14 protein-coding genes are annotated in these 16401 nt (G+C 68.6%); 10 read left to right on the plus strand and 4 right to left on the minus strand.

Annotated features, from left to right (window positions below):
• The first annotated feature begins 13 nt into the window (after positions 1-13).
• The 5 genes from BLR41_RS09705 to BLR41_RS09725 all read left to right on the plus strand — a co-directional run bounded on the left by BLR41_RS09705 (position 14) and on the right by BLR41_RS09725 (position 5938).
• Positions 14-1609: a deoxyguanosinetriphosphate triphosphohydrolase family protein gene (locus BLR41_RS09705; protein WP_092627706.1), complete on the plus strand. Its 1596-nt coding sequence runs from the start codon at positions 14-16 to the stop codon at positions 1607-1609.
• 64 nt (positions 1610-1673) lie between these two features.
• Positions 1674-2351, plus strand: a complete 678-nt coding sequence (locus tag BLR41_RS09710) for an acVLRF1 family peptidyl-tRNA hydrolase (RefSeq protein ID WP_092627707.1) — start codon at positions 1674-1676, stop codon at positions 2349-2351.
• Between the two features lie 410 nt (positions 2352-2761).
• Positions 2762-4390: an ABC-F family ATP-binding cassette domain-containing protein gene (locus tag BLR41_RS09715; RefSeq protein WP_092627708.1), complete on the plus strand. Its 1629-nt coding sequence runs from the start codon at positions 2762-2764 to the stop codon at positions 4388-4390.
• Between the two features lie 374 nt (positions 4391-4764).
• A complete protein-coding gene (locus tag BLR41_RS09720; protein ID WP_017975887.1) occupies positions 4765-4974 on the plus strand; it encodes a helix-turn-helix domain-containing protein in 210 nt (69 codons plus the stop codon).
• A 154-nt stretch (positions 4975-5128) separates the two neighbouring features.
• Complete coding sequence (locus tag BLR41_RS09725; RefSeq protein WP_092627709.1) at positions 5129-5938, plus strand: enoyl-CoA hydratase/isomerase family protein; 810 nt, start codon at positions 5129-5131, stop codon at positions 5936-5938.
• A gap of 241 nt (positions 5939-6179) precedes the next feature.
• Here BLR41_RS09725 and BLR41_RS09730 read toward each other — a convergent pair whose 3' ends face one another.
• Positions 6180-6923: a sugar isomerase domain-containing protein gene (locus BLR41_RS09730; RefSeq protein ID WP_092627710.1), complete on the minus strand. Its 744-nt coding sequence runs from the start codon at positions 6921-6923 to the stop codon at positions 6180-6182.
• Positions 6924-7331: 408 nt separating this feature from the next.
• Here BLR41_RS09730 and BLR41_RS09735 point away from each other — a divergent pair, with 408 nt between their 5' ends.
• The gene (locus BLR41_RS09735; protein WP_092627711.1) at positions 7332-8048 is read left to right on the plus strand and encodes an Imm1 family immunity protein; all 717 of its coding nucleotides are present in this window, start codon (positions 7332-7334) and stop codon (positions 8046-8048) included.
• 32 nt (positions 8049-8080) lie between these two features.
• Here BLR41_RS09735 and BLR41_RS09740 read toward each other — a convergent pair whose 3' ends face one another.
• Entirely contained in the window at positions 8081-8908 is an 828-nt protein-coding gene (locus tag BLR41_RS09740; protein WP_176797914.1) for a M55 family metallopeptidase, read from the minus strand.
• Between the two features lie 156 nt (positions 8909-9064).
• On the opposite strand from BLR41_RS09740, the gene BLR41_RS09745 reads away from it, so the two are divergent.
• Genes BLR41_RS09745 through nikE form a run of 4 tightly spaced genes read left to right on the plus strand, consistent with a single transcriptional unit; the run spans position 9065 to position 14453 of the window.
• Complete coding sequence (locus BLR41_RS09745) at positions 9065-10900, plus strand: ABC transporter substrate-binding protein (protein WP_245694032.1); 1836 nt, start codon at positions 9065-9067, stop codon at positions 10898-10900.
• A gap of 3 nt (positions 10901-10903) precedes the next feature.
• Complete coding sequence (locus BLR41_RS09750) at positions 10904-11938, plus strand: ABC transporter permease (protein WP_092627713.1); 1035 nt, start codon at positions 10904-10906, stop codon at positions 11936-11938.
• Positions 11935-12837 (plus strand): ABC transporter permease, encoded by a 903-nt coding sequence (locus BLR41_RS09755; RefSeq protein WP_218120042.1) that lies wholly within the window; start codon positions 11935-11937, stop codon positions 12835-12837. Before BLR41_RS09750 ends, BLR41_RS09755 begins: the two co-directional genes overlap by 4 nt.
• Positions 12834-14453: a nickel ABC transporter ATP-binding protein NikE gene (gene nikE, locus BLR41_RS09760; RefSeq protein WP_092627714.1), complete on the plus strand. Its 1620-nt coding sequence runs from the start codon at positions 12834-12836 to the stop codon at positions 14451-14453. Before BLR41_RS09755 ends, nikE begins: the two co-directional genes overlap by 4 nt.
• 72 nt (positions 14454-14525) lie before the next feature.
• Here nikE and BLR41_RS09765 read toward each other — a convergent pair whose 3' ends face one another.
• The gene (locus BLR41_RS09765) at positions 14526-15158 is read right to left on the minus strand and encodes a nucleoside/nucleotide kinase family protein (RefSeq protein WP_092627715.1); all 633 of its coding nucleotides are present in this window, start codon (positions 15156-15158) and stop codon (positions 14526-14528) included.
• A 51-nt stretch (positions 15159-15209) separates the two neighbouring features.
• Positions 15210-16145, minus strand: coding sequence for a S66 peptidase family protein (locus BLR41_RS09770; protein ID WP_092627716.1), 936 nt, complete (start codon positions 16143-16145; stop codon positions 15210-15212).
• Positions 16146-16401 lie beyond the last annotated feature (256 nt).

Raw genomic sequence — 16401 nt, forward strand, 5'->3', positions numbered from 1 at the left:
CTAGCGTTGCGGTATGGAGCCCCAGCCGCCGTCCGGGCGAACCGCGCGTCGCGGCCACCTCGTTCACACCGCGGCGGAGCCCGCTCACGTCCCCCAGCCGTACGATCTCGCGACGAGCCCGTTCCGGGCCGATCGGGACCGCATCTCCGGCTCGGCGTTCTTCGCCCGCCTCGGCGGCGTGACCCAGGTCGTCAGCCCGAGTGGATCGGGGCTGCTGCTGCACAACAGGTTGACGCACAGCCTCAAGGTCGCCCAGGTGGCCAGGGCGGTCGGCGAGAGCCTGCTGGGCGATCCCGGGAGTCGGGTCGCGGTGACGCGGCTCGGCGGGTGCGATCTCGACGTGGTGGAGGGCGCGGGCCTGGCGCACGATCTGGGGCACCCGCCGTTCGGTCATCTCGGTGAGCGGGTGCTGGATCGCCTCGCGCGCCAGCGCTTCGGCCTCGTCGACGGTTTCGAGGGCAACGCGCAGACCTTCCGAATCGTCAGCAGCATCGACGTACGCGGTGGCGGCGGGGACGGTCTCGACCTGACGGCAGCGGTGCGGGCGGCGCTGCTGAAGTACCCCTGGACCCGGCTCGCGGCTCCCGATTCGCGTTCGCTGCCGGTGCTGCCCCGCGGCGCGTCCGAACCGGAGGACGCGCCCGGAACCGGGGCCGCCAAGTTCTCCGCCTACATCACCGAGCTCGACGACATGCGGGACTGCCGGGCTCCGTTCGCCGCGGCGCTGGCGGGCTGGCAGCAGACCGTCGAGGCATCGGTCATGGACACCGCCGACGACATCGCCTACGCCATCCACGACCTGGAGGACTTCCACCGGGTGGGGATCCTGCAGCACGCGACGGTGTCCACCGAACTGACCGAATGGCTCGGCAGGGCGGCGGAACTGGCGAGGTTCGACGACGCCGAGCTGCGGCGCCGGGCCGAGGCTCCGGGGTACTCACTGGAGAGCCTGCGCCGGCGCCTGCATCTCAAGGACGCCTGGATCGCCGCCGACGACGCCTTCGTCGGGGCGGTCAAGAAGGTGCAGTCCGACCTGGTCACCAAACTGCTGGAACAGCCGTTCGACCGTTCCAAGCAGGCCGAGCGTGCCGTCGCGGCCTTCTCCGGGACCTGGACGCGTCGACTGGTGCGTGGCGTGCGGGTGGAGCTCGATCCCACCACCCGTTCCGGTCACGTCGTGCTGGACCGCGAGCAGTGGCACGAGGTGCAGATACTCAAGTTCGTGCACCGGCGGTTCGTGCTGCAGCGCCCCGATCTCGCACTGCACCAGCGCGGTCAGGACCGGTTGTTGAGCAAACTGGTGCAGGCGCTGGACGAGTGGCTGATCGACCGCAGCGAGTCCGCCAGGCTGCCGCACCGGTTGCGCGACCTGTTCGAGCACGCCGCGGTCGAACTCGACGCGGTCCGTCGTGACGACCCCGCCTCGCTGCTTCCGCACGCCGAGCGGTCTTCGGCCCGGGCTCCGGACGGGGAGCAGCTCGAACGGATGGCCCGGGGGCGGGCCGTCATCGACTTCGTCGCCTCGCTCACCGACGAGCAGGCAGCTGCCCTGCTGGAATCGCTGTCCGGTCGCACCACGCAGCTGTGGTCCGACACCTTCGTGCTCTGACGGACACGCCCTCGGAAGTCCTCGGTTCCGGCAAGGCCCGATCGGACAGTATGATCCCCGAATCGTGGGCAGCAGGGTGCGGCAACTACCCGGCGGCGGTAGAGCGGTGGAGGTGGAACCGAATCGGCTGGCCGGTTGGTTCGAGCGGTTCGGGCGGCGCCACGAGGGGGTGGCCCGGACCTCCGAGACGGCTGACGTCGTACGAGTGAGTGCCGCCGACGGTGCGGAAGCCGTGGTGCGGGTTCCGTTCGGCGGACTGGCCGCGCCTGGGGGTGAGGCCGAGGGGCTGGCGATATCCGGGCTGCTCGAACACGTCGCGCGGTCACGACGACTCGGCCTGATCCTGGTACGGCACGGCGCCCACAGCGTCGGGGTGGTGCAGGACGGCGAGGTCGTTTCCTCCACCACCGACCGCCACTACGTGCAGGGGCGAACCAAGGCCGGTGGCTGGTCGCAGAAGCGCTACGCCCGCAGGCGGGCCGGGCAGTCGCGCAAGGCGGTGAGCTCGGCCGCCGACGCCGCGGCGGAACTGCTGCTTCCGGTACGCCGGGAGCTGGACGGCGTCGTGCTCGGTGGCGACCGGGCGGCGCTGGACGAGTTGGCGGCGGATTCCCGCCTGGCGGGGATGCTGGCCGCGGCCGAGCCGCGCGTGCTGGACACCCCCGAGCCGAGGTTGACGGTGTTGCGGGAGGCGGCGGAGCGTGCGGTCTCGGTCGAGGTGGAGGTTCGGGAACCGGAGTAGTGGGTTTTCGCCGTTTTCCCCGGGGTGCTGCTCGGCAGCCCGGGTGAACAACCCGAGCAGCTGTCGAAAACCCGGCGCCCGACCGGTATGATTGCGGTGGTTTGTGATCGCTTTCCGTCGCGGCGCGTGTGGTGGACGGACGTCGGTCGTCGCGCCCGGCGTGCCGAGGTCGATGGGGAGTTCCCGCCGCGTGACCGGATGGTTACGGTCCCGTGGGCCGTGGCTTGCCCGTGGTGCGCCCCACAGTAGGTGGGCGCTGCCGCGTGCCGTTCGCGCCGTGAAGTTTTCCGCTGTCGTGGGGGAGTCGTCCCGTGCGGACGCGGTCGACGCGGTTCACGGTCGCGTGACCGCCGGACGACGCTGCCCACTGACAAGCACGTTCGCCGATATGTCTCGATCCGGAGTTTGCGTTGATCTCTGCCAGTGGCCTCGAACTCAGGGCCGGTTCCCGTATCCTCCTCGCGGACACCTCACTGCGTGTTCAGCCCGGTGATCGAGTCGGTCTGGTCGGACGGAACGGGGCGGGCAAGACCACCACGTTGCGCGTGCTGGCCGGTGAGGGCGAGCCCTACGGCGGCGAGATCACCAGCCACGGCGAGATCGGTTATCTGCCGCAGGACCCCCGGGAGGGGGATCTGTCGATCACGGCCAAGGATCGGGTGCTCTCCGCGCGCGGGCTGGACCGCATCCTGCGCGACATGGAGAAGACGCAGTCCGAGATGGCCGAGTTCGTCGACGACTCCGCGCGGGACAAGGCCATCCGCAAGTACGGCAAGCTGGAGGAGCGGTTCGCCGCCCGCGGGGGTTACGCCGCGGAGGGCGAGGCCGGGCGCATCTGCAGCAATCTCGGCCTGCCCGACGGGGTGCTGCAACAGCCGTTGAGCACGTTGTCCGGTGGGCAGCGCAGGCGTGTCGAGCTGGCCAGAATCCTGTTCGCCGCTTCGGAGACCGGTCCCGGTGGCGCGTCCAACACCACGCTGCTGCTCGACGAACCCACCAACCACCTCGACGCGGACTCGATCAACTGGCTGCGGGACTTCCTCAAGGTCCACGACGGTGGTCTGGTGGTCATCAGCCACGACGTCGAGCTGATCGACGCCGTGGTCAACAAGGTCTGGTACCTGGACGCGGCGCGCGGCGTCGCCGATGTCTACAACATGAACTGGCAGCGCTACCAGGAGGCCCGCGCCGACGACGAGAAGCGTAGGCGCCGGGAGCGGGCGAATGCCGAGAAGAAGGCTGCCACCCTCAAGGCGCAGGCGGACAAACTGGGTGCCAAGGCGACCAAGGCCGTGGCCGCGAAGAACATGGCGCGGCGTGCCGATCAGATGATCGCCGAGCTGGACGAGGACCAGCCCACCGAGCGGACCGCCAAGATCAGATTTCCCTCGCCCGCGCCCTGCGGCAGTACACCGATGACGGCGCGGGGGCTGTCCAAGTCGTACGGCTCGTTGGAGATCTTCAGCGGGGTCGACCTCGCGGTGGACCGCGGGTCCAAGGTGGTGGTGCTCGGTTTCAACGGTGCGGGCAAGACCACGCTGCTGCGGCTGCTGGCGGGGATGGAGACGCCGGACGCGGGCGAGGTGCAACCGGGCTACGGCCTGCGCGTCGGCTACTACGCGCAGGAGCACGAGACGCTGGACACGAACGCGACGGTCTGGGAGAACATCCGCACGGTCGCGCCCGAGACCTCCGAGCAGGAGCTGCGCACCCTGCTCGGCGCGTTCCTGTTCGCGGGCGAGCAGTTGCAGCAACCGGCCGGCACCCTGTCCGGCGGGGAGAAGACGCGGCTCGCGCTCGCCGGGCTGGTCTCCAGCGCCGCCAACGTGCTGTTGTTGGACGAGCCGACCAACAACCTCGATCCGGCCAGTCGGGAGCAGGTGCTCGACGCGCTGCGTAGTTTCACCGGTTCGGTAGTGCTGGTCACCCACGATCCGGGAGCTGTGCAGGCGCTGGAGCCGGAGCGGGTGATCCTGCTTCCCGACGGCAGTGAGGACCACTGGTCCGAGGAGTACATGGACTTCGTGCAGCTCGCCTGATCGAGGTTCTCCGCCTGGGCGCACACCCACGTTCGCGCCTGGGCGGAGCTCGTCCGGCGCGAGCCGGGCTCCGCTCGAGGCCGTCACGATCAGTCATTCGGGCTTTACCGATTCGGTTCGAGGAATGCCGGACACGGAGCGGTTCATTCTCGGGGCCGCGCTCTCACGGAACGGATACTCGCGTGCCGGAAACGAAATGTTGATCTTGTTTTGCCTCCCGCAATACCTGATTTTCATGATCAATAGGAATATATCCGCCCGTTGGGCGGGATCTGTTGGCAAGGTCGTCTGGCGTTTCCGGCTTTCCTGTTCGATCATTGGCCTGACAGGGGTCGCGAGCGGCCCGACCTGTTTACGGGGAAGGCGGGGACACAGTGGTTGATCTGAAGAAGGGTGCGCGAATCACCGGAAGCGCACGAGACAAACTGGCCAGTGACCTCAAGAAGAAGTACGAGAAGGGGGCGAGCATTCGTTCCCTGGCGGAGGCGACCGGTCGTTCCTACGGTTTCGTGCACCGCGTACTGGTCGAGTCCGGAGTTCAATTGCGGGGGCGCGGTGGTGCGACCCGCTCCAAGAAGAAATAGGTATCCACGGCTGCGGCGTGCCCGGCACGCTGTCGACACCGGGCACGCCGTGTCCGAACGCTCCGTACCACGCGGCCTCCGATCGCGGCTCCATGATCGGTCTTCTAGGGTGGTTGCCATCCCGACCGCTGGTGTGTAGCGACGGAGGACCCGTTTGACGGAATCGGTAATTGATCCCGGTGTGCTGGATCGTGGGCACGTTCGACTGACGGTGCGCGGTTCCCGCGCGACGATCGTTCTCGATCGACCGGATCAACTCAACGCACAGACGCCGGACACCTGGAAGGCGTTACGCGAAATCGGACAGAATCTCGCACCCGAGGTGCGCGTCGTCGTTGTCCGGGGGGAGGGGAGGGCGTTCTCCGCCGGGTTGGATCGGCGACTGTTCGAGTCCGAACAGGTCGACGGTGCGCCCGGGCTGCTGTCGCTGGCCTCCAGCCCGGTCGAGCAGGGGGACGCCGAGATAGCCGCGTTCCAACAGGGATTCAGTTGGTTGCGCGATCCCGAGCGGGTGACGATCGCGGCGGTCCGGGGACACGCCATCGGCGCGGGTTTCCAACTGGCGCTGGCCTGCGACATGCGTGTGCTGGCCACCGACGCCAAGCTGCGCATGGCCGAGACCAGTCTCGGTCTGGTTCCCGACCTCGGAGGGACGTTGCCGCTGGTTCGGGCCGTCGGTTACTCCAGGGCCGTGGAGATGTGCCTGACCGGGCGGGAAGTGGACGCCGATGAGGCCTCCCGGGTCGGGTTGGCCAACTCGGTGGTCGAACCGGAGCAGCTGGAGGACGCCACCGACCGGCTCGTCGAGGCGATCAGCCGGTCGCCCACCGGGGCGGTCCGCGAGACTCTCGCGCTGTTGTCCCAGGCGGAGGAGGCCGAGGATCCCGAGCAGCAGTTCGCCGCGGAACGAGCGGCCCAGCTGCGCAGGCTGCGGGAGCTGATGGGTGGTTCCGGCAGCGAGTAGAGCTCCTGCGGAATCGCCCGCTCGGGCGGTGCGGGCCGTGGAACGGAGTCGGGCACGGGCCGCACCGGGCCAACGCCTCGGAACGACCGGGACCACCGGGTCAGCCGGTTCCACCGGCTCGCCCGGGTCGCGACGGCCCGGACCCATTTCGGTCTAGACCAGTCGCGACAGCGGCGGGGGAGGACTCGAACCACTCCCGGCGTGCCCGCCGGTTCAGCCCCGCTGGTTCAGCCCCGCTGGTTCAGCGCAGCCGCGGTACGCGCTCGCCGTAGTGCTTCAGCTGGTCGGCGTTGGCCTCGTCACCGCCGGGAACGTTGGAACTGCGCCACCACGGCAGCGAGACGCCGGTCTCACCGGCACGTTCATAGGTCTCGACCATGAGCAGATTCCACAGGAACACGTTGGCCAGTGACGACCCCGGTGCCGTCGCCGGTCGCGGTTCGGGGTGTGTGATGTCGCCCGCGGGAACCATGGTGTCCAGCACGATCGTGGCCTGATCCGCCAGCGTGCCCGCCTCCGAGCGGCGCGGGGCCCCCGCCGCTGCCGCGGGTGAGGTCACCGCGATGACCGGGGACCCTTCGCAGCGTGCCGTGGCCGCCAGTTCCACCGGATAGGGATTGATCCCCGAGTTGGAGAACACCACGAGCACATCGGTACCACCGCGCAGTCCCGCTTCCCGGAGCACCTCCCCGGCGAGACCCTCGCGTCGTTCGGTGGCCGTGCTGGTCGCCGCGCCGTGCAGCGGGAGCAGGTCCTGGTGGTACAGCGGGCGAACCGCGGCCAGTCCGCCCGCTCGGTAGAAGCTTTCCAGTACACCGGCAAGGGAATGCCCCGCGCCGGCGGTGAACACGAGGCCGTCCGCCTCGACGCAGTCGATCAGCGTTTTCGCCGCCTCACCCAGGGCGGCCCTGTTGTGCTCGGCCGCTCGATCCAGGTCGTGCAGGCTCCGTTCGGCGTGCTTGCGTGCGTGCGAACCGTCCGTCATACCGTCCTCTCGGCTTGGATGCTGGTGTCGTGAGCCGATACTCGCAGTGCGATCCCCGACGCTGTGCCATGTGTGACAGATCACTCCTGGCTGGATCTGTCGGAAGGTGTACCGCGGGCGCGGAACCGGTCGCCGGGAACCGGGGCTCGATACGGGGGCAGCGTTGTCCACCGTCCGGGTTGTCCACTGTCCGGGGTGTCCACCGTCCGGTGCTTTCCGCCGGTGCCGTATCGGATCGATTCGTGTACTCACGGTAGCCTCTCGAGTGGTCCCGGACTCCACCGACGCCGCTTTCGGTCACCGGCCCGTTCGATCGCCGTGCGAGGCTGGCAGCATGATCGCAACAGCTTGGTGGGTTCCAGCGGGTGCCACCAGGGAAACGGGTACACGGATTGGAACACGGAAGGCATGTCGAATCCGCCGTCACACGACGAGCCGACCGCGCCGGGGAACTTCTCGGAGATCTTCGCCCGCTTGACGGATGTGCCGTTGGACCATGTGGACAAGCTGCTCGACACCACCGAGTCCGCCTACGCGGACCTCAACAGGGTGATGGAACATCCGTACTGGGCGGACCTGGTGTTTCACCAGGGTGCCGCGCTGCGGGCATTGCGAGAGGCCCGGGCCGAGCTCGACGCCTTCCGCGCCGAAGCCGTCGGAGCGCGCAACACCGAACTCGGGATCACGGTCGCCACCGGTGTGATCGGGGAGGAACGGGAGTACGCCGAGCGCGACGAGCGAAAGCGTGAGCTGGTGGAAAAGTTGCTGCGGCCGCCGCGACAGGGGCGGGCCTGCCAGCTCTACGTCTGGGACCGCCCGTACGAGAACGAGGAGGAGCCCGGCCCCTACAGCGGGATTCGGGTCGTGACCTCGGCCGACGACGAGATGGGGGTGCTCAACTACACCGAGGAGGACGAGGAGGGGCAACTCTCCTCCTGGCAGACCCGCAACAGTGATCCCGATCCACAGGCCCCCGTGCTGCGTTTCGACCTGGGGAGTCCGCTGGCCTTTCCCGCCGACTCGGTACTGGGGTTCGCCGAGCTCCGCGCGGCGCTGGACGAGTTCGTCGACACCGGCGCCTGCCCCCGGTCGGTCCACTGGCAACAGGCTCGCTGGGGCCGGTAGCAGGCCTCGAGAGTCCGAGCGGGAAACTTCGATCAGCCGTAGAGTTCCTGCACGGCTCGGGAGGCCACGGTCGTGATCACCTTGAACGTTTTCATCGCCGTGGTCATGTCGGCTGCCTCGAAGTCCACCGTACGAGCTCCGGTTCGCTCCACGGTGGGTATCAGTTCGACGGCATCGGCGAGGTGCGTACCGGTGAACTCGAGTTCGACCCGGTGGGCCGAGGTTTTCGCGGTGCCGCGTCCCGCCCGTCGCATGGCCAGTTCGGCGGTGGAGCTGATCTCGGACGCGGTGCGTTCCGGTGGCGAGCAGACCGCTGCGTACCTGCTCACGCACTCCTTGACCGCGACGGTGTGGCTGCCCGGAGTGTAGTCCCGCGCGTCCATGCAGGTCAGATCGTCGCCGGTGACCAGCAGTACCGGTACCCCGTACTCGGCGGCCAGCGCCGCGTTGAGCCTGCCCTCGCTCGCGTGTGCGCCGTCCAGCCAAACCCCGAGCAGCCCGTTCTCCATGTAGGTGTGTGACAGCACGCCGTCGGCGCCGGCACCGGTGTGGTATCCGAGGAACACCACCCCGTCCACTCCCGAGTCGATCCCCTCCATCATCGACAGTGGTTTGTGGCGTCCGGTCAGCATCCGCGCCCGCGTGTCGAGTCGCTCCAGCAGCAGGTGCCGTTGGATCGAGTGCGCCTCGTTGACCAGCGTCGCGTTCGCGCCTCCGGCCGCGAGCCCGGCCACGCAGGCGTTGACGTCGCCGGTGAACAGTTCTCGGAACCGTTGCCAGGCTTCCGTGCCCGCCACCACGTCGTCCGTACCGGTGACACCGGTGGCGCCTTCCATGTCCGCAGAGATCAGAATCCGCACGGTCGTCCACCCTAGACGCCAGGTGCCGTCCCGGGTAGCTCCGAACCGCGCATAGCGTTTCGGCGTGCTCGCCACGCCCAACCGGTGAATCATTGACCGGGAACCGTTTCGAGTGGTTCGTTCGTCACGAAGAGCGAAAGGGTGATCACGGTGGGTGTGAGAGCTTCGCGGGCTCGCAGAGCGGCCCCACGCGCCCTGCTGCTGATCCTCACCCTGCTTCTCGCGGCGTCGGTGCCCGCCTTCGGAAAGCACACGCCTGCCACCGCCGCTGACTCCACGAACGGGGGAGAGGTCACCCTTCGGGTGGGTATTCAGCAGGAATTCGACTCGCTCAACCCGTTCCTCGGGTTCAGCCTCGCCTCGACCGACGTGTTCCGGCTGATCTACCCCACCCTGACCACCTACAGCGCCGAGGACTTCTCGGTGGTACCGGAACTCGCCACCGACTGGGAGTCCTCCGCGGACAAGCTCACCTGGACGTTCCACATCAGGCAGGGAGTGAACTGGTCCGACGGCAGGCCCGTGACCGCCCACGACGTGGCCTACACCTTCAAGCGGATGATGGACGATCCCGCCGCGGCCACGGCCAACGGCAACTACGTGGACAACTTCGATTCGGTGACCGCTCCCGACGATCGCACCGTGGTGATCCGCACCGAGAGTCCACAGGCCACCATGCGCTCCATCGCCGCGCCGATAGTTCCCCGGCACGTCTGGTCGAGAATCGACAACGTGGCCGAGTTCGCCAACCAGCGGATGCCCATCGTGGGAAGTGGGCCGTTCGTGGCCACCGAGTACCGTCCCCAGCAGCATCTGACGTTGCGCGCCAACGAGGACTTCTGGCGGGGTGCTCCCACGGTCGACCGGTTGCGGTTCGTCAACTTCGAGAACAGCGACGCCGCCGTGCAGGCGCTGCGCAAGGGCGAGATCGACGTGGTCCGGGATCTCACGCCCACCCAGTTCGACGCACTGCGAGGCACCGAGGACATCCGCCGGGTACGCGGCAAAGGGCGGCGATTCTTCGAGATCGTGCTCAACCCGGGGGCCGCCAACAGCGCGGGCGATCCCATCGGGACGGGGCACCCGGCGTTGCAAGACGCCCGGGTGCGCAGGGCCATCGATCGGGCCATCGACCGGGAGCGCCTCGTCCAGCGGGTGCTCAGTGGTTACGGAACCGTCGGCGCGGGGTACCTCCCCCCGATATTCGAGGACTTCTACTGGACACCTCCGCCGGAGGCGAGACGCCCGTTCTCGATCGAGGCGGTCAACCGGGCACTGAACGAGGCGGGCTATCCCCGCGGGCCCGAGGGAGTTCGCCGCGGCCCCTCCGGCAGGGTCCTGGACTTCGAGTTCGTGCTGCACGGTGACTCGCCCACCGACGCGCTGGTCGGGAAGTTCGTCAAGGAGTGGCTGTCCCGGTTGGGAATCCGGGTTCGGCTGCAACCGGTTTCGGACAACCAGGTCAACCAGCGCACCACGGCCGGTGACTTCGACATGGTGGTCAGCGGGTGGTCGGTCAATCCCGACCCGGACTACGTGCTGCGGCTGCAGACCTGTGGTGCCAGGCCCAAACCGGGTGGGGGCGGGCTGCCCGACAGCTTCCTGTGCGATCGGCGCTACGACGAGCTCTACGCCCGCCAGCTCGCCGAGTTCGACCACACCCAGCGGGTCGAACTGATCCGCAAGGCGCAGCGCCGGTTCCACCGGATGGCCACCGGGCTGATCCTGTTCTACCCCAACGCGCTGGAGGCATACCGATCCGACCGTTTCGAGGGATTCGAGTCGCAGCCCTCCGACGGCGGCGTCATCACCGCACAGCAGGGCTATTGGGGTTACTACGAAGCCCGTCCCACCGAACAGGCGCGAACGGCCTCGGGCGGCGCCGGGTACCGCTCGGCGGCGTTCGTCGTCGTCGGAGCGCTACTGCTCGGTGCGGTCGTGGTCGCGTCCACGGCGGCGCGTCGTCGACGTACAGCGGAACACCGGGAATAGGCCATGACGGACACTCGTGAGGAACTCGAGACCCGCGGCCCCACGAACGGGCCGCCACCCCTGCTGCGGTTCGTGGCCGCGAAGATCGGCGGTGGTGTGGTGAGCCTGTTCCTGGTGGCGGTGCTCGGTTTCTTCCTGTTCCGGGTACTGCCGGGAGATCCGGCTCGCACCATGACCAGGTCCACCCCGGTCAGCGCCGAACAGCTGGCGGCGCTGCGGCACCGTTTCGGTCTGGACCAGCCGTTGTACCTGCAGTTCCGCGACTTCCTGCTGAACCTGCTGCACGGCGATCTGGGTACCTCCTACATCTACAACCGTCCGGTCGCGGAACTGATCCTCGAACGGATCGGGCCCACCGTGCTGCTGGGGGGCACCGCCACAGTGGCGGCGGTGCTGGTCGGGCTCTGGATGGGCACCCGCGCCGCCTGGCGGCAGGGCGGGCCGGTGGACCGGTGGTTCACCTCGGTGGGGCTGACGTTGTGGTCGGTACCCACCTTCTGGCTCGGCCTGCTGCTGCTGATGGCCTTCGGGGTCGGTGTCGGTCCGCTTCCTGGGTTGTTTCCCGTGGCCGGCATGTCCTCCCCCGACGTGCCCGCGGGCGTGGTTGCCCGAGTATTGGACGTGGCGCATCACCTGGTGCTGCCGTGCCTGACGCTCGTGGCGGTGATCTACGCGCAGTTCATGATGGTCATGCGCACCTCGCTGCTCGAGGAGATGGGGGCCGAGTACCTGACCACCGCCCGTGCCAAGGGGCTGCGCGAGGATCTGGTGCGGCGCAGGCACGCCGTGCCGAACGCCCTGCTTCCCACCGTGACGCTGATCTTTCTGCACCTCGGTTTGGTGGTTGCCGGGGCGATCACGGTGGAGACCGTCTTCTCCTGGCCCGGACTCGGGTTGCTGACCTACGAGGCGCTGCGGGTGCCCGATCTGCCGTTGTTGCAGGGAACGTTCATTGTGCTGGCAGGGAGCGTGATCGTGATGAACGTGCTGGCCGAGCTGATCTACCGATTCCTGGACCCGAGGGTGCGTGAGTCGTGAGCGCCCCGCCGAACGCCACCGGAGTGACGGGGCGGCGGCTCGCCGCCCTGACCGAGGGATGGCGTGTCTACCGCGCCGATCGGGGCGGAGCGTTCGGGCTGGCCGTGCTGCTGGTGGTAGTGGCGCTGGCTCTGCTGGCACCGGTGCTCACCCGATCCGGCGAGCTCGACGTCACCCGGGTGCAGGGGGCGCCGTTGCAACCGCCGAGCGCGACGAACTGGTTGGGAACCGACGAGTCGGGGCGTTCGGTGCTGCTGCTGACCTGGTGGGGAGCTCGGATGTCGCTGCTGGTGGGGTTGTCCGCGGCAGTGCTGTCGATGGTGATCGGGACCGTGGTCGGCTTGCTGGCCGCCCACTTCGGTGGTTGGGTCGCCACCCTGCTGCTGCGGGTGACCGACTTCTTCCTCGTGCTGCCCGCGCTGGTGCTGGCGATAGCCCTGTCCACCGTGTTGTCGAGAGGTGTGTTCACCATTGTGCTCGCCATCGGGGTGACGTCCTGGCCGCAGACCGCCCGGCTGGTACGGGCACAGACGCTCACGGTGGAGACGCGTCCCTACATCGAACGGGCCAGAGCACTCGGCGGGGGACATCGGCACCTGCTCGGAAAGCACGTGCTGCCCGCCGTGCTGCCGCTGGTGTTCGCCACCACCACGCTCACCGTGGCCAGCGCGATCATCGCCGAGTCGACGCTCTCCTTCCTGGGGCTGGGGGATCCGTCCATGATCTCGTGGGGCTCGATGCTCAAGTCCGCCATGGACACCGGAGCGGTCACGGCGGGTGCGTGGTGGTATCTGCTGCCGCCCGGTCTGGGCATCGCGATCGTGGTGCTGAGCTTCACGTTGTGCGGCCGCGCGCTGGAAACCGTGCTGAATCCGAAACTGCGGGGAACACGCCGATGAATCCGATACTGCGTATGGACGGGGTTTCGGTCACCTATCGCGGTTCGGCACGGCCGCGTCAGGCCGTGACCGACGCGAACCTGACGTTGGAAGCCGGTGCGACACTGGGACTGGCGGGCGAGTCCGGTTGCGGCAAGACGAGCCTCGCCCTGGCGGTGCTGCGGCTGTTGCCGCGTTCGGCCGAGGTCGACGGCACGATTCTGCTCGACGGTCGGGACATCGAGCGGCTCACCTGGGGCGGGTTGCGCGCCGTAAGGTGGGCGAGCGCCTCGGTGGTCTTCCAGGGGGCCATGCACGCGCTCAATCCGGTTCGCACCATCGCCGACCAGATAGCCGAACCGATCCGATTGCACTCCTCCGAACGTCTCTCGGCGGCGGTGCTGCGTGCCAGGGTGGTCGAGCTGCTGGAACAGGTGGAGATTCCCGGTCGACGTCGCGACGCCTATCCGCACGAGCTGTCCGGTGGGCAGCGGCAACGTGTGATGATCGCGATGGCCCTCGCCTGCGAGCCGCGCCTGATCATCGCCGACGAGCCCACTACCGCGTTGGACGTGGTAGTCCAGGCGCAGGTGCTGTCCCTGCTGCGGCAGCTGGTCGCCGAGCGCGGTATCGCACTGTTGATGATCAGCCACGACCTCTCGGTGCTGGCAGCGAGCTGTCGGCGGCTGGCGGTGATGTATCGGGGGCGGCTGGTGGAGGAAGGTCCGGCCCGCAGGCTCGCGAGCTCTCCGGAGCACGAGCACACCCGAGCGCTGGCCACGGCGTTTCCCACGATCGGTGATACCGGTTCCCGCTATCCGGGGGCGGGTGAGCCCGCCGGGGAGACCGGCTCCGCCCGGCGAGCGCTGCTCTCGGCCGAGGGCGTGAGCGTGGTGTTCGAGGACCGCTACCGCAACCGGGTGCCCGCCGTGCGTGGAGTCGATCTGGAGGTGACCGGTGACGAGATACTCGCCCTGGTCGGCCAGTCCGGCTCCGGGAAAACCACGCTGGCCCGCACGCTGCTCGGACTGCGCCGACCGGACGCCGGGGTGGTTTACTACGACGGGAGACCACTTCCCACCTCGGGGCGGCGACTGCGGGATTTTCGCGGCAACGTGCAGTTGGTGCTGCAGGATCCCACGGGCGCGCTGAATCCCCGCCACACCGTTTACGAGGCGGTGGCGGAGGGACTGCGGGTGCACGGCGGAGCCGCCGACGAAGCGACCCGTGTTCGCGAGGCGTTGGAGGCGGCCGAGTTGCGGCCGGCCGAGGAGTTCACCGGGCGGTTCCCGCACGAGCTCTCCGGTGGCCAGCGGCAACGTGTCGTCATCGCGGGTGCGCTGGTGCTGCGTCCGCGTGTGCTGGTCGCGGACGAGCCGGTCGCCTCGTTGGATGCCACGGTGCGCGGCGAAATCCTGGCGCTGCTGCTGCGGCTGCGACGCGAGCGTGGTGTGTCCAGCCTGGTCATCACGCACGATCTCGGGCTGGCCTGGAACATAGCCGACCGGGTGGCGGTGATGCGGGCAGGCGGGATCGTGGAGTCGGGGCCGGTCGAGCGGGTGCTGCTCGAGCCCGAGCACGAGTACACCACGGAGCTGCTCGCCGCGGTCCCCTCGTTCGAGCGAAGTGTTTCCTGAACGTTCGTTTCCGAGTTTCCAGCTGGTTGCGGCGAGCGCCCGGAGTGGTCGTCCCGGGGGCAGCTGGGAATCTCAACCCAACGAGTCCACTATCGCGGGACGTTCCGGGCGGTCCATCCGGACCAGACGGTCCGCCAGCAGATCGGGCCGGATCTCCCGCTGGTAGTCGTCGAAGGCGGGCAGCTGCCACTCGTCTGCCGCGGCGACCCGTCGCAACAGTACTTTCTCGGACATCCACAGGTGTACCGTGAAATCCGTTTCGAGACCGCCGCCGAGCAGGAACGGGCCGTCGACGATCACCACCCCGCCCTCGGTGAGGCGCACGCGGTCCATGCGCGGCGAACGGTCCAGTTCCGCATCCCACAGCGCCGGGAGCACGAGACCGCTGCCTCCCGGCCGCAGCGGTGCGAGGACCTCCCTGGTCAGGGCACCGAAGTCGAACCAGTCGAACCGGAAGGCTTCCGGGTCCCCGCGGCCCCGCTCCAGTCGAAGTGAGGCCGGACGGACGTAGTCCCACAGCCGTACCCGCAGTACGTGCCGTCCCCGCAGCCGCAGTTGTTCGGCGAGCGAATCAGCCAGCTCGCCCGTTCCGGTGAGTGGATGGCCGTCGAGTGCCACCCTGCACCACGGTTGGCCGGTGCCGTCGTGCAGCAGCTCGCTCAACTCGACCGCCAACAGCTCCCGGCTGGTGGAGCGTACCCGCATTCCTCGTGCCACCGCTTCTCGTGAGGTGGCCCGCCGTGGCGGGCCAAGGTTTCAGCCCGGTCCGGTTCCGCCGATCGTGAGGGTGCCCGCCTCGGCGTCGAGCTCGGCGCTCACCCCGAGCGGCACCGTGAGCTGACCGTCACAGTGCCCGAATCCCAGTTCCCACAACATCGGCACTCCGAGATCGCCCAGGACGTCGAGCAGTGTCGCGCGCACGCCCTCGCTCGGTCCGCAGTCCTGCCAGGAGCCCAACACCACCCCGGCGGCGGCCTCGAACCACCCCGCCCGCCTCAGCTGGGTGAGGTACCGGTCCAGTTGGTAGGGCTGCTCGGTCACGTCCTCCAGCAGGGCGATCCCGGGGTTCGGTGGTTCGGGCAGTTCTCCGGAGCCGAGCAGCCCGGCCAGTACACTCAGGTTGCCGCCGTGCGTGACGCCCGTCGCGCGCCCACTCCGGAGCGCGGCCGAGTGCGGGCTGCTCAGCTGCGCCCTCGTCGGCTCGAACAGGGCGCGCCGCAGGTGTTCCCGGGCGGTGGGGTCCTCGGTGAAGGCTTTCGTGGCGATCATCGGTCCGAACAGGCCCGCCAGTCCCAGCCGCAGGCCGAGCACTTCGTGGAGTGCCGTGGTGTCGCTGGAGCCCACCAGGAGTTTGCCCGGGGCCCGTTCCATGGCTCGCCAGTCGAGCCGGGACAGGAGCCGGACACTGCCGTAGCCGCCGCGTGCGCACAACACCGCGCTGATCTCGGGATCGCACCATGCTCTTTCCAGGTCCGCAGCCCGATCGGCGTCCGAACCGGCCAGGTAGGCCAGCCGGGGATGCCGGTCCGTCACGTGCTCGCCGACCCTGACTCGCAGGCCCCACGATTCGAGCAGCTCGACACCGGCCCGCAGTTGTTCCTCCGGCACGGGGCCCGCGGGTGCGACCACCGCAACCGTGTCCCCGGTGCGAGGTGGGGGCGGAACGGTGCGTGCTGCTGTGATCGTCGGCATGGCCTCATGGTGCACCGTTCGAGGGGTGGCGAAGTGCGCACGGCTGCGATCACTTTCGGTTTCGATTTTGCTACGTTTGGTGATAGTCGTCCTGCCGCGGAATAACCGAACCCCGTTCGGGTTGTGGCGACGCGAAAGGACGACCGCTGTTCGCGGGCGGCGAACATCGTCCAGCTGGGGTGGTAGAGGCTCGTGCTACCCGGTGGGCGAGATCGATATCCACGCTGCCAGGAACGATTCCCTTCGCGCGCGAGTG

The sequence above is a fragment of the Actinopolyspora mzabensis genome (genome assembly GCF_900101095.1).
Taxonomy (GTDB): domain Bacteria; phylum Actinomycetota; class Actinomycetes; order Mycobacteriales; family Pseudonocardiaceae; genus Actinopolyspora; species Actinopolyspora mzabensis.

Excerpts from the sequence above, each read along its gene's own strand:
- BLR41_RS09705 (WP_092627706.1), top strand. The coding sequence starts at position 14 with ATGGAGCCCCAGCCGCCGTCCGGGCGAACCGCGCGTCGCGGCCACCTC.
- BLR41_RS09730 (WP_092627710.1), bottom strand. The coding sequence starts at position 6,923 with ATGACGGACGGTTCGCACGCACGCAAGCACGCCGAACGGAGCCTGCAC.
- BLR41_RS09735 (WP_092627711.1), top strand. The coding sequence starts at position 7,332 with ATGTCGAATCCGCCGTCACACGACGAGCCGACCGCGCCGGGGAACTTC.
- BLR41_RS09750 (WP_092627713.1), top strand. The coding sequence starts at position 10,904 with ATGACGGACACTCGTGAGGAACTCGAGACCCGCGGCCCCACGAACGGG.
- nikE (WP_092627714.1), top strand. The coding sequence starts at position 12,834 with ATGAATCCGATACTGCGTATGGACGGGGTTTCGGTCACCTATCGCGGT.
- BLR41_RS09765 (WP_092627715.1), bottom strand. The coding sequence starts at position 15,158 with ATGCGGGTACGCTCCACCAGCCGGGAGCTGTTGGCGGTCGAGTTGAGC.
- BLR41_RS09770 (WP_092627716.1), bottom strand. The coding sequence starts at position 16,145 with ATGCCGACGATCACAGCAGCACGCACCGTTCCGCCCCCACCTCGCACC.